17 protein-coding genes are annotated in these 20,132 nt (G+C 36.9%); 7 read left to right on the plus strand and 10 right to left on the minus strand.

The genetic code is table 11. From position 1 onward, the window contains the following. The first annotated feature begins 10 nt into the window (after positions 1–10). From WH188_RS11775 to WH188_RS11790, 4 genes are read left to right on the plus strand one after another with little or no spacing between them, the layout of a single operon-like run. Positions 11–1,483, plus strand: coding sequence for a RagB/SusD family nutrient uptake outer membrane protein (locus tag WH188_RS11775; protein WP_339424025.1), 1,473 nt, complete (start codon positions 11–13; stop codon positions 1,481–1,483). A gap of 22 nt (positions 1,484–1,505) precedes the next feature. After that, the gene (locus tag WH188_RS11780; protein ID WP_168127742.1) at positions 1,506–2,648 is read left to right on the plus strand and encodes a DUF4859 domain-containing protein; all 1,143 of its coding nucleotides are present in this window, start codon (positions 1,506–1,508) and stop codon (positions 2,646–2,648) included. Positions 2,649–2,689: 41 nt separating this feature from the next. Beyond that, positions 2,690–3,658, plus strand: coding sequence for a hypothetical protein (locus WH188_RS11785; protein WP_339424026.1), 969 nt, complete (start codon positions 2,690–2,692; stop codon positions 3,656–3,658). A 23-nt stretch (positions 3,659–3,681) separates the two neighbouring features. Continuing rightward, positions 3,682–5,511, plus strand: a complete 1,830-nt coding sequence (locus tag WH188_RS11790; RefSeq protein ID WP_339424027.1) for a DUF4859 domain-containing protein — start codon at positions 3,682–3,684, stop codon at positions 5,509–5,511. Between the two features lie 196 nt (positions 5,512–5,707). On the opposite strand, the gene porM is transcribed toward WH188_RS11790, so the two are convergent. From porM to WH188_RS11805, 3 genes are all read right to left on the minus strand, one after another. Continuing rightward, positions 5,708–7,240, minus strand: a complete 1,533-nt coding sequence (gene porM, locus WH188_RS11795) for a type IX secretion system motor protein PorM/GldM (protein ID WP_132769710.1) — start codon at positions 7,238–7,240, stop codon at positions 5,708–5,710. Between the two features lie 30 nt (positions 7,241–7,270). Further along, on the minus strand, positions 7,271–8,083 hold the full coding sequence (gene porL, locus WH188_RS11800; protein ID WP_132769708.1) for a type IX secretion system motor protein PorL/GldL: 813 nt from the start codon (positions 8,081–8,083) through the stop codon (positions 7,271–7,273). 381 nt (positions 8,084–8,464) lie between these two features. Further along, the gene (locus WH188_RS11805; RefSeq protein ID WP_339424028.1) at positions 8,465–9,145 is read right to left on the minus strand and encodes a 2'-5' RNA ligase family protein; all 681 of its coding nucleotides are present in this window, start codon (positions 9,143–9,145) and stop codon (positions 8,465–8,467) included. A gap of 446 nt (positions 9,146–9,591) precedes the next feature. Between WH188_RS11805 and WH188_RS11810 the strand changes: the two genes are divergently transcribed. Then, complete coding sequence (locus WH188_RS11810) at positions 9,592–10,689, plus strand: sensor histidine kinase (RefSeq protein ID WP_339424029.1); 1,098 nt, start codon at positions 9,592–9,594, stop codon at positions 10,687–10,689. Positions 10,690–10,878: 189 nt separating this feature from the next. On the opposite strand, the gene WH188_RS11815 is transcribed toward WH188_RS11810, so the two are convergent. The 4 genes from WH188_RS11815 to WH188_RS11830 form a co-directional block, all read right to left on the minus strand. Next, positions 10,879–12,048: a hypothetical protein gene (locus WH188_RS11815; protein WP_339424030.1), complete on the minus strand. Its 1,170-nt coding sequence runs from the start codon at positions 12,046–12,048 to the stop codon at positions 10,879–10,881. Positions 12,049–12,149: 101 nt separating this feature from the next. Beyond that, the gene (locus WH188_RS11820; protein WP_339424031.1) at positions 12,150–12,587 is read right to left on the minus strand and encodes a hypothetical protein; all 438 of its coding nucleotides are present in this window, start codon (positions 12,585–12,587) and stop codon (positions 12,150–12,152) included. Positions 12,588–12,640: 53 nt separating this feature from the next. After that, the gene (locus WH188_RS11825) at positions 12,641–13,024 is read right to left on the minus strand and encodes a response regulator (protein WP_339424032.1); all 384 of its coding nucleotides are present in this window, start codon (positions 13,022–13,024) and stop codon (positions 12,641–12,643) included. Positions 13,025–13,093: 69 nt separating this feature from the next. After that, positions 13,094–13,276, minus strand: a complete 183-nt coding sequence (locus tag WH188_RS11830; RefSeq protein WP_339424033.1) for a hypothetical protein — start codon at positions 13,274–13,276, stop codon at positions 13,094–13,096. 327 nt (positions 13,277–13,603) lie between these two features. Here WH188_RS11830 and WH188_RS11835 point away from each other — a divergent pair, with 327 nt between their 5' ends. Together WH188_RS11835 and WH188_RS11840 are read left to right on the plus strand one after the other, a co-directional pair. After that, entirely contained in the window at positions 13,604–14,842 is a 1,239-nt protein-coding gene (locus tag WH188_RS11835) for a phage integrase SAM-like domain-containing protein (protein WP_132769699.1), read from the plus strand. Positions 14,843–15,147: 305 nt separating this feature from the next. Continuing rightward, on the plus strand, positions 15,148–15,396 hold the full coding sequence (locus WH188_RS11840; RefSeq protein ID WP_021190102.1) for a hypothetical protein: 249 nt from the start codon (positions 15,148–15,150) through the stop codon (positions 15,394–15,396). A gap of 362 nt (positions 15,397–15,758) precedes the next feature. On the opposite strand, the gene WH188_RS11845 is transcribed toward WH188_RS11840, so the two are convergent. From WH188_RS11845 to WH188_RS11855, 3 genes are all read right to left on the minus strand, one after another. Continuing rightward, positions 15,759–16,976, minus strand: coding sequence for an enolase C-terminal domain-like protein (locus WH188_RS11845; protein ID WP_339424034.1), 1,218 nt, complete (start codon positions 16,974–16,976; stop codon positions 15,759–15,761). 554 nt (positions 16,977–17,530) lie between these two features. After that, on the minus strand, positions 17,531–18,142 hold the full coding sequence (locus WH188_RS11850; protein ID WP_339424035.1) for a response regulator transcription factor: 612 nt from the start codon (positions 18,140–18,142) through the stop codon (positions 17,531–17,533). 1 nt (position 18,143) lies between these two features. Then, positions 18,144–20,132, minus strand: a complete 1,989-nt coding sequence (locus tag WH188_RS11855; protein ID WP_339424036.1) for an ATP-binding protein — start codon at positions 20,130–20,132, stop codon at positions 18,144–18,146.

Here is a 20,132-nt window from a genome sequence, read left to right on the forward strand (position 1 = left end):
CACAAAAGTTATGAAAAGAAAAATATTAATTTTGATGCTAGCCGCAGTGCTATGCACAACCTATAGCTGTTCCAAATTTTTGGATATTGAACCTGTTAGTTCAGCGACAGATGAAAACTTCTGGAAAACCCAATCCGATGCCAATGCTGGTACGGCTGCTATGTATGCTTTATTGCGAAAGGCTTTTAACGATGCAAGTGGTATTAGTTTTTATGCTTATGGTGATTTACCTTCCGATGAATTCAGGTCAGCGACAAACGTAAATTTTGATGCTGTTATAAAAATGAATTTGAATTTATCTGTTCCATCTTCTGATACTGGAAATCCAATGTATCGTTTACGCAGATATGAAATATTTTATCAGGTTATTGATCAGGCGAATCGAGTGATTCAAAACTTGCCAAAAATGGATGCTAGTGCTTTTGACAATGAAGCCGTTCGGAACTATTATCTTGGGGAAGCCTATTTCATGCGCTCTTTTACTTACTTCTACATGTCTCGAATCTGGGGGGGTGTTCCGATTGTGCGCGAATCTGTTCAGCCTGTCAGTGCAGTAAACTATCCTGCCGCTACTGAAAAAGAGGTGTTAGAACAAAGTGAAACTGATCTGAATAAGGCACTTACTTTATTGAAATGGGAGAATATTGCGGCAACAGATTTTGCTGTACGGGCCAATAAAGGGGTGGCTTATGCTCTTAAAGCACATTTAAGTGCTTGGAAAGGTGATTATGCAACTTGTGTTCTGGCAGCAGATTCTGTCTTGCAAAGTGGGAAATATTCTTTTGTTGGTCGGGATAGTCTGAATTATAGAACCATATATAAAGGTAAATCAGCAGAAGGTATTTTTGAAGTAGCACAGAATGGCTCAAATGAAAGTAGCAGTACAGGTATTGGATTTTATACTTTGGCAGCTCCTTATAATCGAATGTTGATCAATCCAATCTTTAATATTGACCCAACTCATATCAAAACACTTTTTAACGATGTTAAGGATAAACGCCTAAATAGTGTGTTTGATCTTGAGTTGAATACGGAATATGCAATCTGCAGTAAATATGCCAACCTGTCTTATTCGGATGAAACAGCAAATGCACGAACTATTTTTAAAAATAATATTATTGTTTTCCGCTATTCTGATATTAAGTTGCTGCTCGCAGAAGCATTGGCCGCAACAAATAATGTAAGCAGGGCTCAAACTATATTGAATGAAATAAGGACGCAAGCAGGTCTATTAGCATGGAATGGGGATGGAAACTTAATCGAAGAAATATTTGCCGAACGTGCTCGCGAACTTTTTTTGGAGGGACACCGATTTTACGATATGATCCGTCTAAAGAAGAATTTTAATATTTATAAATTTTCTGATCAGATGATCTTATCGCATTTTAATGCTAAAAAATATTATTGGCCATTTGATCCTAGTTTGTTGAATGCGAATTCACTGCTTAATCAAACTCCATTTTGGAGAAGCGTAAATATGTAAATTAAACTTAACACTTTGAAAAATGAAAATCTTATATTTATTCTTCGGTATAATACTGCTCTGCACTACTTTTAACGCATGTAAAAAAGCTTCCTATTTGGAGGATGATGGCGTACATGTCGCAGAAGTTAATCTTTCTACTTATGATTATCTGGCTGCACATCCAAACGGAATGTTTGATACGTTGCTCATGGTTATTGATCATTTTAAATTAAAAGGTGAAATCGATAATGCTAAAACTTTTTGGGCACCGTCAAATTATTCTGTAAATCGATACTATAAGATAAAAATGGACTCTGTACTGTATACCGATGAAAATGCAGTATACACATTTGATCAATTTTTGAATGATATTCCAATCGATTCAGTTCGATCTTATATCTATTCAGGAACGCCTTATACGTTACAAAATGCTGCCTTTGATTATACTTCTATTACGAATGTTGCGCATATAGATGGTTTTAACTACCATAAGCAAAAACAACCGCAAGCGGCATGGTCTTATCAACCAGTGTACTATTTATATTATGTCAAAGTACGCGGTGAAGCTGATCAGATCGGTGCAGATGGTGTCGTAACGGTCAAAGAAGATGATATGGCAGATCTACGGGTTCTTTGTCAAACAACGGGTATAAAAACATCTTCGGGCACGATACTGCATGTTCTGGCCAATACACATACGTTTATAGGTGATTTTGTACCACGTAAAAATACAGGGCCTGAAGTCGTCACGTCCGATACTGAAATTACGTTTACTTACGATCTTAGTTTTAAATATAGTGCAACAGATTATAGTGGAACAACAGTTGTTGCGGATCTTCCCAAGTTAGCTCGTTTTTATGGTCTGCAATCGGGCAGTATATCGGCTTTGATCGGTAACGATATTACGTATTCGGCGGTTGAACCTGATGGTACTTTAAATCCTAATAGTACGGCTAATGCTCCAGGGCACTGGTTTGGAGCACAAGGTCAAGTTTCTGCATGGGGTACTGATGCTCGTCTTGTTTCTGAATTGGCAACTCCGACCATGACCTTTAACTTATTGCAATTTCCAGGGCAAACGACAGTAGGAACTACGTATACGATCAAACAGGCGCTTATCTACAAAGATAAATCTAAGGGTGATTTGAAAGCTGTTTTTGTGTTTAAGATTACCATTAAATAAAGTTGTAAACAAAATACTTTATCATTTTAAATGATTACAGGATGAAAAAGAATAAATTATGGATATTAATTCCCGCGGTACTATTTTTATCGTTGTCCGGATGTAAGGTTGAAGAACAGGGGTTTTTAAGTGAAAACCTGCGATATAATGTCGCAAATTTACAAGTAAATCAAGGATCTGTTACTTATACCGATCCATTGATTGCTAATGGTAGTACAACACCGTTAATGGTCAAGTTGTTGGCGGTCCGTAATAAAAAAACAGGTGAACTCGCTCCTGAGTTTTTGCAGGAGGGTGAGATTTCGACATATTTGTCCGAAATCACTTGGCAGGATACTACACTGCAGCAATTGAATGCTAAAATTGGTAAAGCAAAGTATCCGCCATTGATGCTCAACGAGATCGGTGGCAGAGTGGGATTTACACAGGCTACCAATTTTGTTGACACGGGACAGTATAGCATCGATGTCGAGGTAAGTAATATTGCTGGAAAGAAAAATTTTAATAATATTTTGGATTTCAGCGTTATTGGAGCGAAAAAGGATTCCGTATTTTATCAAGCTTGTACAAGTTCTGAATTTGGTGCTGAAACTGATTTCCAACCAGTTTCAAATTATAGAATTGATATCGAGCATATTTCAGGAGAAGAGAATAAAATCATTTATATGTGGTTGGATAAAAATGGTGTGCCTTTTAATCCCAAAAAAGGTGAAATTATAAAACGTGGTGACCGTCCAACTTTTAAAAATTGGTCACCTTACTATCCGGAGCTGGTAACCGATACGGCATTAGTGTATCAATATCCAGATGTATCGGGATTAACCTATCCGATTATAAGTGGCACGTATACAGGGACACAATTTTGGGAAGGAGATCCTATTTGCTATTATCGTATCGTAGGAACGGCTAATAGTTTAGGCAGAAATCTGAATCCTGTTTCTACAATTAAATTTTACTTACCAGGTACGTATATCGTTCGTTTTAAATTTTCAACAATTACGCATATTTAATAGATTTATAAATTGAAAAAATTATGAAAAGTCTTTTTATGTCATTGTGTTTTTTATGCATGTTACAAATGTTATCCTGCAGTAAAAATATGATCGCTCCGATGCAGCAGGGGCTTTTAGAAAAAAATGGTCCTGATTCATTATCTATCTATAAGCCTATCGAATTTAATGATATGGATTTTGATAATAATGCTAGTACTTGGTCATATGCGAGAAGTCGTGAATCTGAGCACTTTATTGTTTTTTGGGGTGCTGGTTATGGTGCTAATGATCCAAATGCAAGTACGGTACCTGAAGTATATCGTGTTGATATTGATGACCTGCTGGTTAAGGCAGAAAGTTATTATGATATCAATATCAATACCTTGAAGTTTGCTGAACGTAATCAAGGTAAATCTAATTTGGATCAGTACAAAATGATGATTTTCTTACATTATACAACCGAATGGATGGCTTATGGCAGTGGGTATGATAATGTAATCGGAGCATTATGGATAAATCCAGCTACGTGCAAACCCGTAGGATCTACGATAGCACATGAAATTGGACATAGTTTTCAATATCAAGTATTCTCGGATCTGAAGGGCGGTGCAGGATTTCGCTATGGTTTTGGCGGTAATGGTGGTAATGCATTTTGGGAACAAACAGCGCAGTGGCAAGCTCATCAAAGTTATCCAGAAGAAGCGTTTTCATCACATGATTTTACTGTTTACACTGAAAATTATCACCGTCATATTCATCATGAATGGCAGCGCTATGCGAGTTATTTTATACATAATTATTGGACAGAGAAACATGGGATAGATATTTTGGGACGTATATGGAGACAGGCAATAGAACCTGAAGATCCGTTACAAGCTTATATGCGTATTACAGGAATAAATGTCAACCAATTTAATGATGAAATTTATGAAGCTGCCTCGCGTTTTGTTACTTGGGATTTAAATAATATCAGAAATCTTGGGGCAAATTATATTGGTAAGCATAAGTATAAATTTAACATGCAGCCAAATGGCAGTTTGCGTGTAGCATATGAACAATGTCCAGGTAGCACAGGGTACAATGTAATACCACTGGTTGTACCTGCTGGGGGGACGCAGGTATCTGTCGCTTTTAATGGTGTTGCCAATGCTCAAGGGTTTAATACTGTTAATGCGAGCCGAGCAGGTTGGCGATATGGTTATGTCGCTTTATTGAGCAATGGTGCACGCGTGTATGGTAATATGGCACAGGGGACACAAAATAATGTCAATTTTACTGTACCAGTCAATTGTGAGAAGCTGTGGTTCGTCGTGACAGGTGCTCCAAGTGTTTATCAACCGCACGCTTGGGACGAGGTTGAAACTAATGATGAGCAATGGCCATATGAGGTTAAATTTACAAATACCAATGTTCTGGGATTTATAAATACGACAGCTGATCCAGAGGATATCACATTTAATCAGCATGTTAATCTAACAGTTAGTGCTACAGAATATGGCACAGAACAGGTTGTTGTCAACGCAAATCAGTTAGGACAAGCTTTTGCTGTCCAGCCAGGAGATATTGCAAATTTAATGGCTAATGGAAAAATCAAATTTTACGCTATTGAACCTAACGGTAACTTGAATCCAACTGCAACTGCTAATGGATATGGTCATTGGTTTAGTGCGACGGGAAACGTGACTAATTGGGGAGTTAGTTCTGTCCTTTTTTCTGAGTTTAATGAGAATACTCTCACGTTTACGATTGGTCAATTTCCTGCTGCTTTGGCTACAGGTAATATTTATACTATTCGTCAAGCGCTGGTCTATACTTATGATACAAATAAGACAGTACAAGCGACTTTTGTATTTAAGGTCAATGCACAGTAAATAGCTTTTCTAGCATGTTTTACTATTTCTTATTATTGCAAACCCTATTATATTTGCTCATTAAGGATAAGTACAACAGAGGGGTGTCGGAAATTGGTGTGATGCGGTAATTCTTAATTGGATGGGGCTAAACAATAATAAAAGAAAGAAAGCATTCTCGAATTTGAGAATGCTTTCTTCGTTATGCTAATAAAATTTAGTTTGCAGTCAATGCTACTGCGTTTAATTGTCTCGAAGTTCCATCCGGACCTACAGCGACAATGTTATCAAAGATAACACGGGTGCCCGGCGTGATACCGTTTAAGGCAGATGCCATACTTGAACTCAATTGATTGCCAGAAGTTGATAATACAATGGCATCAGCACGTGGCTTGGCAATGATCATTGTAAATTTAGTCACCTTAAAGTTCGCATCAAAGTCAAAGTTGTCCAGTTTCGCAAAGATTGCATTCTGTGCTTTCAACGCCACGGTAGCCATACTGCCACCTGTTTTTCCTGCAAATTTTGCAATTGGATCTGGAATACGTTTAACACGGAATTCCGTGGTACTCAAGGTCTGCATTTTACCCGGTGCTACTTCAGCACTAATAGAAATGCGTGCAGTACCTGGGGAGGAAACACGGGCATTGTACTTACCGCCTGATCCTGAAAGGCTACCGCCTGTCATGCTAACTTTTACCTTATCTGTTGGTGTTCCTGCAGCAGAAACGGATAATGGGTTATCAACACCAATGTAAAGCACATTCATCTTGTCCGGTGATACAACTGCCGAAGGGCGTGCCACCTGATAGGTCTGTGTCGCTGTACGATATTCTTTCATCGAACCATCCGTTTGTTTCACCTGCACAACTCCGGTCCAAGAGAAGATACCTTCCTTGCTTGTCGATACATTATACACTCCTTTTCCATCAACAATCTGTAATGGTGAACCATTGACACTGATGGCGGGTTGTGATTTAGAATCTGAAGCGGTTAAAAATACTTCTGCTTTATAGGGTTGTCCCTGTACTAAGTACGATGTTGGTGCAACAGCCACTGCGGCAAATTTGTCCAGATTAACAACTGCCTGATCCATTTTGCCTAAGATTAATTTCACCATATCCGATTCCGCATTTTGAGCATCGGTCTGGATTTTGGTCAAAATAGTCATCGCTGCTGTTAGGGGAGTGCCACTTCCGAAATTGATTTCTTCCCAGCTTTTCTTGCCGTTGACAGATTTTTCAGGATCCTTTGCTTCCAATGAAAAGGAAACACTTTTTTGTTCTTCAGGTGTCAATAAAGCGAGGAGCTTAGCTCTTGTTTCATTGATCTTATCCTTTAATACGGTTCCTTTTTTCTCATTGATCATCAGATTCGGCGAAATATCTTCGTTTTCTCTTTTAACAAGATCTCCTTTTTCAGGATCAATACCGCCACCTTGCTTGGTGAAATCTTCTTTTAGTGAGCTGATATAGGTGTTCAGTTCTCCGATGATCGCCTGTGCTTTTTTAGCTTTATCGTAGATCGGTTTCGCACGCGCAGGCTCTTCCTTTAATTTGGTGCTTTCAAATGCCGAGAACAATTGCTGTACGGCAGTGTTGACATTTGAGCGAGATGATTCGAGGCTATTGTTGATGTTTTTAAATGCATCCAAGATCGTATCGGGCACATTCAATGCAAGTAATGCAAGTAGTACCAGATAAAGAATGCTGATCATTCTCTGTCTTGGTGTCTCTCTTCCTAATGCCATTTTTATTGATTTAGATTATACATGGATGAATTAAACACGCGGTTGGTTCATTGCACTCAACATATTGCCATAGATCGCATTTAAAGCGTTTAGGTTTTTTGCCAACTTGCCAACTTCTTCTTTGAATGCCTTAGAATCATCTAATGACTCATTGAAGTTTTGCATCGTATAACTTAAATTTTCATAAAATTGGTTCATCGATTTTAAGTGCGTAGCCGAATCCTGTAGTTCACGCTCGTACATACCATTCAATTGTTGCAGGTTTGTTGTCAGCTTATTCACCTGTTCGTGGTAGCTGGCAGTATCTGCGGATGAATTGGACATCTGTACCAAATTAGCAGAAGCCTGCTCAAAAGCAACACTCATGCTGTCGAATTTGGATGTTGCCAATTTCAGCTTTTGCGTGAAATCTTCTGTTGCCAAAGAAACATCTGAGATTTTATTGATCGCCGACATTTTCTCGCTGAAATCACGTAATCCTCTTCCTAAATTGCCGATACTTGTTTCGTCAATATTAGCATCTGCAAACATTTTGTCCAAAGCTACAGTAGCAGAAGGTCCCGTAGGTGTGTTCACGACAGTTGCACTTCTGGTAGGTAGTTCACCGGTATAGTTTTCATCCAATTCTGGATATACGCGGCTCCAATCTGGTTCTGGTGCAGGAGGGTTGAGACCCATTAGAAAAAATAAGAAGGCTTCAACTCCTAATCCGATTCCGATCATGTAATTGGCATAGGAACCGCCGATGTGGAGAATCTTGAACAGTACACCGATGATGACAATACTCGCTCCCCAAGAGATGGCGACATTTAACCATTTCGAATTGTCTTTTTTCTTACTCATAGTTTTTGTTGTTATAAATGTATTTAAATTGATTACTATTTTGGTTCTTGATATCTTTTTATGTAAAACGTATTTTTCACTTTTTTTGATATAAAATGATATAACAAAAGAAATTATTTGCTTTTCGAACCACACAGCATATTATTTGCGATCTTATTCAGATAGCGCTACATGTGCATGCATGGGTAGGAAAAGATTGCGTCTGTTAAATACAAAAATCAAACCATATTTAATCTTGAAATAAAAATGACGTAGAAAAGATGGATAAATTCTTATTATATTATTCTTCTCCTTATATCGTTCCATTTCATCTTTCTGTACAGAAAGGAAATTAATTGTTTACGACATTAAATAGCTATTCAAAAAATATAGGCGTAACCTTTACAACTTAACTGTAAAAAGCTGTTTCACAATATGTTTTTTCTGATACCAGTCGTTGTATACAAATTCTATTGTACTTGCTTTTAAACAACCAAAATCAGCATTTCTATAATAATCTAATAAATCTGAAAATTTTTCAGGCTCTTTTAATGTTGTTTGGAAACGTGCTGTGGTGATATGAGCTGTAGATAACATATACCTAGTGTCTATGCTTTGTCTAAGTTGTGAGCTATTAAAATTATCTCGTAATTGGCTCCTTAAATTTTCCAATTGATTATTAATCGGAAATCCTTGAATAAGTATAGCCTCCTGAGATGCTGTAACTCCTTTAAAATGTAAGCTTATATCGGAAATACGATGTAAACTTTCTTTGATTATTTGTATATATTTTGATATATCTATCTGATTTAATTTAAAGTCTTGGGTGCATGAGATAATTGATAAAACAGTAATATGCATATCTGTGACTGGTTGATAATACGGAGTGTTATCAATATGACGCATACGTTCTTGAAAAGAATGAATTTTTTCTTTGATATTTTCACTAGGTCTAATAATAACCGTCAGACCCCGTCGGGTATCATCTATATCATGAATTAAGCTATCAGTCGATATTTCCCCACTGCGGATTTTCGTTATAGCAGTATGATACATGTTATTATAGTGATTGGTTAGGTTCATGTGTAAGATGTAAATTTGTAAATGCTACTCTAAGATAGCCGTTTTGATGGTTTTTTTTATAATATTGTGAACAACAAATGGTATCTAAGTATAGGAAATGAAAAGTCTCAAAGCAGATTAGCCGTAGTATTTAATCCAAAAAATCGTTATATAGGTTTAAATTAAGGCTCATCAATGATGAGCGACGTTTTTATAAACTATATTTAATTTTTTAGCTAAAAGCCAATTTTTTGCTACTGAAATTCTTACATAATTCTTCCTTAAAATACGACTGTTTTTATTTTATATAAAATAGATCGCTGTACTTTTGTCGGTATACGTGAAAATTCGTTTTTTATCAGTGATATGTCACGCATTAAAATGAAATTGTTACTATATTTAGCAAATGCAAAGCATATATTTGTTTACCATGCTTTCAACTTTTACTTAATCTTATAAGTGTATCCATGATCGCTCATGATAGTTTAATATTAGCAATTCTTAATGATTCCCCTCAAGCAACCGCTATTTATAATAACGGTGATCTGAATATCGCTTATGCTAATCAGGGTATGCTGGATATCTGGTGTGCTGATGAGTCCATCATTGGAAGAACCTTATGCGCCTGTTTTCCAAATTTTGTACAGGAAGGGTTTTGTTCTATTCTTAAAAATGTCTGGAAGACCGGCATTACTTATAATGCCACGGAAGTCGCCGCCAATATTGTGGTGGGAGACAGAAAAATCAAACGTTATTTCGACTTTGAGTATAAAGCGATACTTGATGAGAAGGGACAGACTTACGCTATATTGCACACGGCAAGTGATGTGACCGAAAGAAAATTGGCTAATAATAAAATGGAAAGACAGCGCGAGGAGCTTTCTTTAAGTTATAAATTGGACCGTTTGGCCAGTACCTTATCGCACGATCTGAAAAATCCATTATCTGTTTTAAAGATGGGAAATGATTTTCTGCTTAAAAATGAAGATCTTTCTGTTCAGGTGGCTAAACGATGGTATAAAAACTTCTCTGAATCCATACAGAATATTGAATCCATCATCAACCAGACTTTGCAGCTCAATAAAGTACGTGGTTCAAAAAATATGGCTGATTGTGTCGAGATCGATAAAAGGATCGGAGAATGGATTAATGAAGTGAAGCTGAATTTTCCAGAACAACACATCGAATTTCAGTTGGGACATCTATATTCTTTGAATGCAGACAGTGGTGCGGTATATCAGATTTTTGTTAACCTGATTGGTAATGCTGTGAAATTTGCCAATAGTAAAGGGGCATATCTGCATATTGATAGTGAAGAGACAGATCAAGGTATTGTCTACATTTTTGAGGATAATGGAATTGGTATTCCTGAAGATGAATTAACCAAAGTATTACTCATGGAAGTTCGGGGTACCAATTTTTCACATATAGTAGGGTCAGGAATTGGATTATCATTGGTAAAAGATCTAATGGAATTTATGGGTGGCACTATTAACCTTTCAAGTGCTATAGGAAAAGGAACGGTTGTTCGATTATTTTTTCCGCAAAGTGTTGAGGATTGCTAGGAAAAGGTTAGAAAGTGAGGAGGTTAGGTAGTTAATTGGTTAGAAAGTTAAAAGGTTAGAAAGTGAGAAGGTTAGACTTTATGTTACTCCGTTACTGGTCACTTGTTACTGGGTAAGGTTAGATAGTTAAAAGGTTAGAAAGCTAGAAATTGAATTGGTTAGACTTTACTTATTACTGTGCAAATGGTTTCAGTCAGTCCTGCTAATGGGCCAGTAGGAGGCGGGTTTATTCGTGTCGCGATATGCTATTCTACCTGCATCCATCAGTTTTTGCAGTTGGAATTCAAGGGTACGTACTTTTATATTCGATATCGTTAAATAAAAAGACAATGGTTGACCAGGATTATTCGCAATGATGTCATATAATTTATCTACTGCATCCATTTCTGCCTTTTCTTTTTCTTTATCAATTTTTAGTCTATTATTCTTATAATTATTAAACTTGACTACTCGTGACCGATCCTCAGGTTTAATATAACGAACAACTTCGTTTATCGCCTCAGGTTTTTTAGAGGCTTTGCTATAGATGAATTTTTCTTTTTTAGAGATCTCTCCGTCTGTTTTAATCGTATTTATTTTGAACCTAGTCAGTTCTTTTCCCACAAATTTATTCATTAAGTTATTGATATGTAAGGGAGATTTAAAATGCTGATAATTATTTTCAATTTCCTTTGTAATTTCTACGGCAGTACGATCTGTGAGAAAAAAATCTGTATAGTTGATCATATAGTCAAGGATACTGTACAGCTGTCCTTTTTGTTCTCTGGATATATTTTTCTTACGAATAAACTTCTGGACAGGTAATTCTACTGGAATTATTTCGTGTTCAGGAAGTGAATTGACCTTCTCTTTACAATTCATTCCATCATCGATAATTTCAAATCTTAATATTAACCTCTTCTTTTTATTGCCATATAGATAATCAAAAAGAATATGTGTTTCTATTCCAACGACAATAGCTAACGCATATACTTCATATGCTAGAAGATGGTCGTAATTTTTATTAAATATTTCGCTCAATGGTGATTCTTCTACATTTGTTGATGGACTTATAGCTATATGAGTGTTAAAAAATAAATCAGATAGTTTTTTAATTTCATATTCCGGATATTTCAATCGGATGATAGGCATATCTTTAAAAAAATGTTGACATATAAGGGATAGATCTAATCCGAGTGTATGTATTATCTTGAAAAAGGCTTTACCGGTTAACTTTATGTTTTCATTTTGTATAATAGCTTCAACATCCTGCATCTTTCGGTTGATGATCGATTGATCATAAAATAGCGCATTTAGAAGCTTATTTATAAAGACACAGAAATCAGTTAAATTGCATAATTCTTCTTGATTTTTTTCCATTTGAATGTAATAATTAAATCTATGGTGTTTTAAAATTTGCATTAAATGTTGCATTGAATGAAGACCCGCTTACAATTTTGTCTGTCTCATTCTTTAAAAAATCACAGCGGAGTAACCGAAATAATTAAAGGTTTTTCTGCCGCTCTATGTTCAACAATACCTATGTTAAACGTTCCTCCGATTTTGGATATCGTGTTAGTTGAGTAAGCATTTTGATCTATTGCGGATGAACATCGTCGAACTGTAATCATTGTGAGTGAATTATCTGATATTTCTGGAATAGATATACTGCTCAGCTCCTGGTCGTTACTGCTTCTAATCTCCAATTGATAAGGACCTATAGAAGTTATTTCTAATCGAGTATAGTTTTGCTGTTGTACACTAAGGTTTCCCTCCTTCTTTTCGGATAGAGCTATGGATAAAAAAGACTTGAGATCGATTTTTATAGTCGCAGAGACAGATTGAGCCCTAGTTTCTGGTATGCCTAGTGTAATCAGGTAGAAAAATATCCCTAAAGATATCCGGAAGGTTTTATTCATTATTTATTCAGATTAGAAAATTATCTCTTTAAAGGTTCTATTTCTATCACTTACTAACTGTTTGTCGTGAAGAAACGATGTATTTCCTGTAACACAATATTAAAATTGGTCTTATTGAATATCAATTGTACTCCGCTTTTATGGAATATCTCTATTTCAGAATCCTTAATTGAGCTCGTGTAGCCAAATAGCTTAATGGAAGGAAATTTTTCTCTAATCCTGTTAGCTGTTTCTATCCCATCCATCAAAGGCATATGTAGATCAATAATGCATACTTGAGGTAATTCGGTACAAGCTTCCAGTTGATCAACTAGCTCTTGGCCATTGCTGCAATTATATAACAGATCAAAAATATTGTTCTGGGCGACGATGGCTCTTATAATAGTGCGCTGCAGGATACTGTCGTCCGCAAATGCAATCTTAATTTTTTTAACCATAATTTTTATCAATATGGAAACTTGGATTTAGTTTGTCGTGTTTTATGGTTTTGAATTTCAATATTTTATTTAATTTTTGTGTTTTTGGTCAATCTTTCCTGTTTTATTCGTTACTAACGAACTCTTTATTTCGGCTTTATCCTCGTAGGATAATTTTTCTAGACAAAAGCTGAAGCAACTTTCCATTTCAATTAATATCCATTCTATTTTTGGAGCTACATATAGTTCTTTTTGTAATCTTTTCTCGTTCATCGTTGGTGCGCTTTAGGTTATTAACAATATCTAAAATGGAGCAAATTAATAGTCCAATTCAGACTGCTATTTATATGTAATCACTTGGTTTGCAGGTGAAAATATTTTTTATCATATTTTGGAGCTATGTATTAGAGGAAGTTTAATTTCTAAAATTTGAGTATTTAGCGGGGATTGTATAATTTTCCATTACCTAAGAAAAAAATACAGTATTTATTATTTTACTAGGAAAAAATTAGTACCTTTGAATAAGGTGAATGTAGTCTGAATTGGACTTCTGCGAATATGGTATTATCTTTATTCACAGATAAATAACGATATAGTTCAATGATTAATTTTGATTTTACCCTGCAGACGCCCAACCCAACAGCCACGATTTTTATTAGAATTTTTGATGAGTTTCAGAAAGAACATCTACTGAAGACTCCACTAAAAATATGTCCGTCCATGTGGGATGAGGAGAAGCAAAGACCTAAAAACATCTATTTAAAGAAATTTAAAAAATTGAATAATAAGCTGGACAATCTGAAAATTGCTATAGCTGAATATTTAGAAAATATTAAAAATACGATGCAACTTTCTCCAAATAGGTTGCAGCAGATTATAAAGAAATATAGCTCAAGCTCAAAAATTGGCTATCCAAAAGATAGTTTGTTAGAGCATATAGAGTCCTACATAAATAGCCGATTGCATTTAATTTCTTCCTCTACATCAAAACGTTATATGGTTTTTCTACATTTGCTTGAACGTTTTGAAGGTAATCGAAAGAGGCATCTTCTTTTGCCCGAGGTTAATGCTTCTTTTGTAAAAGAATTTCTAGAATTTGGAGATTTTGAAGCATATAATAAAAGTACCATTCATCGCACCATCTATTTTGTTAGGACTATTCTTAATTTTCTGGAAAAGAGAGGTGTTCGTACGTATGTTTATGAACTTGAACTTCCGAGGGAGAAGAAATCAAACTTATTTGTCACGCTGAATGAGGATGAATTAATCAGGATCAAAAGAACTGAGGTTCCGGAAGATCTGAAGGCAGCAAAAGATTGGCTTATTATCAGTTGTTATACCGGTCAGCGTGTTTCTGATTTTATGAATTTCAATATGGAGAATATGGAAATTATACATGGAAAACCTTGTATGTCCTTTGTGCAACAAAAGACGCAAAAGGAGATTTTATTGCCTTTACACCCCGCCGCATTGAATATTTTGGCTCAAAATGCTAATATTTTTCCTGAAAAACTTTCCGCCCATAAATACAATTGCCAGATTAAAGAGGTGGTTAAATTGGTGGGGATAAACAATCTTGTTAAGGTCCGGAAAAGATTGGGATTTAGATCAATTGAAATGCTCGTGCAAAAATGGGAAGCTATTGCCAGCCATATCGGACGTAGAAGCTTCGCTTCAAATTTTTACGGTAAGATCCCGACTTCTTTGTTGATGGAAGCTACCGGACATACGACTGAACAGATGTTTCATAGGTATATTTCTACAATTGACACCGAAAGAACTCGGTCTTTAGGGCAATATTTTGAAAAATCATATAAAGATAAATTTTTAGTCGCATAAGTGTTTAGGTTAGAAAGTTAGATGGTGAGCTGGTTAAACTTTGTGTGACTCCGTTACTGGTCACTTGTTACTTCATAGTATTTGGATTGTAGTATTTAGATAGCAGTATTTAGTAATTGCAAGGTTAGAAAGCTAGAAGGTGAGTTGGTTAGTAGGTTAGACCTTTTGTTACATTGGGAATTTTATTTTTTTTAGCCTAAAAAGATGCTTTTTTGGATGTAAACCGATGATTTTGGTGATTTTTAAGTGTTTTTTGTCCACTTTTGGTAAAATGCTTAAAATTATTTTTTGTACATTAGTTTAATATGGAATTAGCAAATATTACAAAAGAGAGACTTGTAGAAGCTCAAAAAAATGGATATACTGCAATTATTACGAAGTACAATTCAAATCCTTTGGATCCGATCTGGATCTTTGAAAAAGTAAAAAAAGATCAGTTTTTTCAATTTTCGGAAAACCTTCAGGATACCTATCAGCTGTGCTACCAGATTTCGGAAGCAATTGATACCGTAGAGGAATACCCTTTTATAGGAAAGGTTACTTTGCCAGATTAGGATTGAGAAGCAAAAAAACGAAAAATATACTTATTTAATATGAGAGCCGATTAGGAGAAATCCTATCGGCTTTTTTATTTGTATATTCTAAGGGAATTAAAGCTAGTTCACATCTTATGTTATTGTTATATTCTTTTAAATTGTCAACGAATCGTGATGTTTTCAATCTGTTCCTATATCATCCTATTCTGTTTTAGAAGTATAGGCATATATACAGATCTGTCCATATTGATCTCATGTGCAAATCGGCTGTACTATTATCTTACATTAGAGATAAAACTATTATCCCCCACATTACGGTGATGAGGGGGATCGTTACAGGGAAAGATCACTTATTTATTTAAAAGTCATCACCATTTTTCTTAAATCTTTTTCAGGAGAGGCATGCCAAAACCCGCAGTAGAGGGAGGAACCAATTGACCATTTTTTATCTTATATCCCGAAAGATCAACATCATCTGACGTGCTCGTTACTCCTTCAATAGTGACCGTGTTACCTAGTCCGCCTGTGAGATGTGCCGTATAGTATGTCTTAAGTAAAGATCCCCATGCGTGAGGCGATGCCTGCACACTCAATTTCTTCAATTCGGACATCAGCTTTCTCCAGTTTGTAAAACCGAGACCTTCGATATCGGTAAGATGTACATCTAAAAGTTTCTTTTCAAAAAGCTCTTGTAAAAGCTTTGGATCCGGATCGGCTTCACCATCTGCCAATAAGGTAATTCTGCCTGTTTTTTTTATATAACTTCTCAATTTTTGATAATCAGCAACGGTTTCATGGAAGGGTTCTTCGATCCAGAATAGCTTTACTGAAGGAATTCCTTCGAGATACTGGATGAATTGGTCAACGGAGAAACCGTTGTTGCCATCCACTAAAATACCGCAATCTGGAAAGGCTTTTGCGACGGCATTGGTAACATCGATATCACGCTGTAGGCCTTCTTTATAGGGCATCCATTTATAACCTCTACCGATTTTGAGTTTAAACTGTCGATATCCTACTTCGTAATCATACCGACATTCTTCGAGTATACGGTCGATACCTGCAGGCTTTTCCGAGGGCTCGAGATCATCAAAGTAGATCATACCACTATAGTAATCGGTTAGATACGGTGTTTTTCGACCAAGTAGGTGATAAACTGGTTTCTGCAGTATAATACCCGCGAGATCATGGAGAGCCATGTCAAAAGGGATATGTCTAGCTTCTAAAGTTCCGATATCAGATGCAAAAATATCGGATACTTTTTTACCCAGTAGTTCTTTTGCGATCTGCTCTGCATCTCTTCTTGATCCGCGGAGTGAGGCCCATCCCATCGCGCCTTTGTCTGTTGTAATACAGCAGATCTCGACATTGGGGCCATATCCATGGAGGTCAAGGCGTGCATTTTTTCCGACAAGTCGGGGATATTTCATCTGAACAGTGGAATATTTGATTTCCTGGATCCGATGATAGGACAATTCTTTATCCTGCGATTTATTGTCTAGGAGAGAGGTCAGCGTCATGGCATGTCCTGCTCCATTATAAAGTGTTGCAGAAGCCATGCCTACGTTTAAAGCCTGTAAAAATGTTCTTCTTTTCATATTTGGTTTATTTTTGATTTTAATTAACTAACCAATAATTCTTATACGATTATTTTTACCCTCACTCAACCGCTTCCTGATTGCTTCATCGAGACATCGCAAAACGAAATGGGCTAGCAATAAAAGCAGTACCATACCTCAAGCAATGACCAGAACCATTTAAGTTTATCAGTTCTTTTTAATACGATAAACGATTGAATTAAAGTATCATCGTATTTTTTGAAAGTTACATCAAAATATAAAAATCATTATAGCACATTTGTTTCAATCGATTTCCAAATCGTATCATTATTATTTAAAAGACATATATGATTTTTCATTAATGTATTCTGGGAGGAGTATTGATAAAGTCAGAAATAATTCAAATTTGTTAATGGTCTTAATATATTAAACCTAAAGAAGCTAGCTTTTTTACTGCTGTGTAAGTGTCCATATCATTTCCCTTACAGGTTTGGTGGGATCTTCCATGACCCCTTCGGTCATGAGAAATTACTCTATATCTTTTTACAGGAAAACATCATCTGTACATCCCAATCATCTAAAACTGCTGTTATCTAGATGAACTTCATCTCTGTGGCTTTATGAATTAAGGAGGCTGTATTGACTACCCCAAATTTCTGTAGCAAATTTCGGCGATGGCTCTCGACTGTTAATGGACTGATGAACATCTGTTCGCCGATTTTTGCTGTAGTATGCCCCTGGGCCATCAGCTTGAGTACCTCGCGCTCGCGTTGGCTAACGGATGGTATGTGGTCTTTCTTATTGCTTAAGATAAAGCTCATCTCCTTGCTTAGCACCTGCTCGCCCCTTACCACAGCCTTTATTCCTTCGATCAATTCGTCGGTAGATACATTTTTTAGCAGATATCCCATTGCTCCGGCTTTTAACATACGTAATGCGATGCTTTCTTCGTTGTGGTTGCTGATCGCAATGATCTGGGTCTCTGGATATTTTTTTTTGATGATTTCTGTTGCATCGATACCATTCATCTCGGGCATATTGATGTCCATAAGAACCACATCTACGGCTTCGGCTGCTAAAAATTCGAAAGCGTCTTCCGCGCTGTTAAATGAACCGCGTAGTTTGATTGTCGAAGTGTTTTTCAAGATAAACTCGAAGCCATTGAGTACGAGTGGATGATCATCGATGATAATTACTGAAAGCATATTATTTGATTAGTTCAAATTGAATGTGAAATGATGCGCCTTTACCTATGGCAGCATCAATTTCTAAGTGGCCATTTAAAATATCTACTCGGTTACGGATATTAGATAATCCTATTCCTCCCTGTTTGGAGTCCTGCATAGACGGATCAAATCCCTTGCCGTTATCTTCGACGGTGATATAAAAATAATGATCTGCGTCCGAACATTGCACCCAGATCTGGGTTGCACCGCTGTGTTTTAACGCATTGGTGAGCAGTTCCTGCACGATACGATATACAGCAATCAGAAAAGACTGGGGGTAATCTGACTGCAAGTTAGTGGCTTGAAAATCTATCTTTAGTTGCGGTTGATTCATCGCATTGCATAGATCGCGTAGGGATAACTCCAGTCCCATGTATAATAAAGACTCGGGCATCATATTTCGGGCTATTCGTCGAAGTTCATTCACCGAATCGTCCATTTGATTGATAATTGTATATAAATCCATTGCTGAATCTGTTTGTGGCTGTACTTTCGCCTCTCTATTTGCAACAGCTGACAATTTGAGCTTTACGCTGGCTAGCATACCACCTAGACCGTCATGTAGATCGCGTGCTATACGGCTGCGTTCTCGCTCTTGTCCTTGAACCATGGCATTGAAGAGGTTAAGTTTTTCCCGTTGTGACGCTAGTTTTTTTCTGTTTCTGGACGATATGTACCAAATGAGACTGAGCATGCCTAGTATAATTGATGTGAGCAGGAAAATGCCGGCAAACAGGCGTGTGCGCTGCATTTTAAGCTGTTGCTGCTGATGGGCTGCTTTTACGCGGAGGAGTTCATTTTCTTTCTCACTGGTCTGATATTTCTTTTCCAGTTCCAGCGTGAGCGCCGTGCCTTTATCTGCAAGAAGGGTATCGAGTACAATTTTATGTTTTTCAAACCATTTTACAGCCTCCTGATAGGCTCCTAGCTGTACCGCAGTAGTTGCTAGATTATAATAAACCATTTCTTTATTCTTCAACGAAGGATTTTTTTCGATGTAGGGAAGCACTTCACGCAGTTTCTTCATCGCTGATGCGGGCTTGTTTGCTGTTTGAAATGCCGCGGATTGGCTGAATAGTATAGAGGCAACCATATCGCTGTTATGCTGCTCTTTTGCGCCCACCAGTGCTTTTTCGAAATAAATATGGGCAAGGTCGAAATCTCGTTGTTTTTCCCAATAGCTTCCTTCTACGCTGTAATAGGTTGGAAGGTAGGAAGAAGCTGATACTGATTTTGAGGTATGGGAAGCACTGTCTAAAAAGATTCGGGAATGTGTATATTTATTATTGAGCAACGCGTTGCGTGCTGCATTAACAAAGAGGGTAAAGCGTTGCTCGGCCGCAGCATTCCTGTCGTGCAGTAAGGTCAAGGCATTGTTGTAATATTGCTCGGCTTTACTGTATTCCTGTAGATTCATCAAAGCCATCGCGACATTCTGAAGATTATTGCCCCAAAGGGTAGAGTCTTTAATGCTCTTGGCCATGGGAATAACTTTGTCGATCAGCACCTGCACATACTCGTGCGCTTTTCCTTCACGTTGTAAAAGTGCACCATAGCTTCCCCACAAACGGGCTCGGTAATGTGTCGCAGAAATTTTGCTTTTCGTGGGTATATCACCCTTGAGGAAGTTTTCGGCCTGCATGTAGAGTTTCTTTGCTTGCGCAAGATCGACGTCAAACTGGATAGCTCCGAGATAGAAACTCAGCAGTCCTTGGTAATAGTCCGTATTGGCTTTATCACCCAGCAATTTTCTGCTAGCGGAAACGTAGTGTAATGCTTTTTCTGTATTGTAATCGGACCAAAAGAAGCTCAGATCCAACAATGCCAATGCTTTTTCTTCGGTGTCTTCGATCTGCTGCAACTGCCTGTACAGACTATCGCTATATTGCGTCAATTGCTCTGGTGACTGTGCAGATGTATTACCAATGGAAAGTAAGAAATACGCAAAAAGTAACAGGATTTTGTACAT

It is taken from the genome of Sphingobacterium sp. MYb388 (assembly GCF_037479535.1).
Classification (GTDB): Bacteria; Bacteroidota; Bacteroidia; order Sphingobacteriales; family Sphingobacteriaceae; genus Sphingobacterium; species Sphingobacterium anhuiense.

What these genes read in the sequence shown, in the direction of transcription:
- WH188_RS11775 (WP_339424025.1), top strand. Translation starts at nt 11, where the DNA reads ATGAAAAGAAAAATATTAATTTTGATGCTAGCCGCAGTGCTATGCACA.
- WH188_RS11780 (WP_168127742.1), top strand. Translation starts at nt 1,506, where the DNA reads ATGAAAATCTTATATTTATTCTTCGGTATAATACTGCTCTGCACTACT.
- WH188_RS11785 (WP_339424026.1), top strand. Translation starts at nt 2,690, where the DNA reads ATGAAAAAGAATAAATTATGGATATTAATTCCCGCGGTACTATTTTTA.
- WH188_RS11790 (WP_339424027.1), top strand. Translation starts at nt 3,682, where the DNA reads ATGAAAAGTCTTTTTATGTCATTGTGTTTTTTATGCATGTTACAAATG.
- porM (WP_132769710.1), bottom strand. Translation starts at nt 7,240, where the DNA reads ATGGCATTAGGAAGAGAGACACCAAGACAGAGAATGATCAGCATTCTT.
- porL (WP_132769708.1), bottom strand. Translation starts at nt 8,083, where the DNA reads ATGAGTAAGAAAAAAGACAATTCGAAATGGTTAAATGTCGCCATCTCT.
- WH188_RS11805 (WP_339424028.1), bottom strand. Translation starts at nt 9,145, where the DNA reads ATGAACCTAACCAATCACTATAATAACATGTATCATACTGCTATAACG.
- WH188_RS11810 (WP_339424029.1), top strand. Translation starts at nt 9,592, where the DNA reads ATGATCGCTCATGATAGTTTAATATTAGCAATTCTTAATGATTCCCCT.
- WH188_RS11815 (WP_339424030.1), bottom strand. Translation starts at nt 12,048, where the DNA reads ATGGAAAAAAATCAAGAAGAATTATGCAATTTAACTGATTTCTGTGTC.
- WH188_RS11820 (WP_339424031.1), bottom strand. Translation starts at nt 12,587, where the DNA reads ATGAATAAAACCTTCCGGATATCTTTAGGGATATTTTTCTACCTGATT.
- WH188_RS11825 (WP_339424032.1), bottom strand. Translation starts at nt 13,024, where the DNA reads ATGGTTAAAAAAATTAAGATTGCATTTGCGGACGACAGTATCCTGCAG.
- WH188_RS11830 (WP_339424033.1), bottom strand. Translation starts at nt 13,276, where the DNA reads ATGAACGAGAAAAGATTACAAAAAGAACTATATGTAGCTCCAAAAATA.
- WH188_RS11835 (WP_132769699.1), top strand. Translation starts at nt 13,604, where the DNA reads ATGATTAATTTTGATTTTACCCTGCAGACGCCCAACCCAACAGCCACG.
- WH188_RS11840 (WP_021190102.1), top strand. Translation starts at nt 15,148, where the DNA reads ATGGAATTAGCAAATATTACAAAAGAGAGACTTGTAGAAGCTCAAAAA.
- WH188_RS11845 (WP_339424034.1), bottom strand. Translation starts at nt 16,976, where the DNA reads ATGAAAAGAAGAACATTTTTACAGGCTTTAAACGTAGGCATGGCTTCT.
- WH188_RS11850 (WP_339424035.1), bottom strand. Translation starts at nt 18,142, where the DNA reads ATGCTTTCAGTAATTATCATCGATGATCATCCACTCGTACTCAATGGC.
- WH188_RS11855 (WP_339424036.1), bottom strand. Translation starts at nt 20,132, where the DNA reads ATGTACAAAATCCTGTTACTTTTTGCGTATTTCTTACTTTCCATTGGT.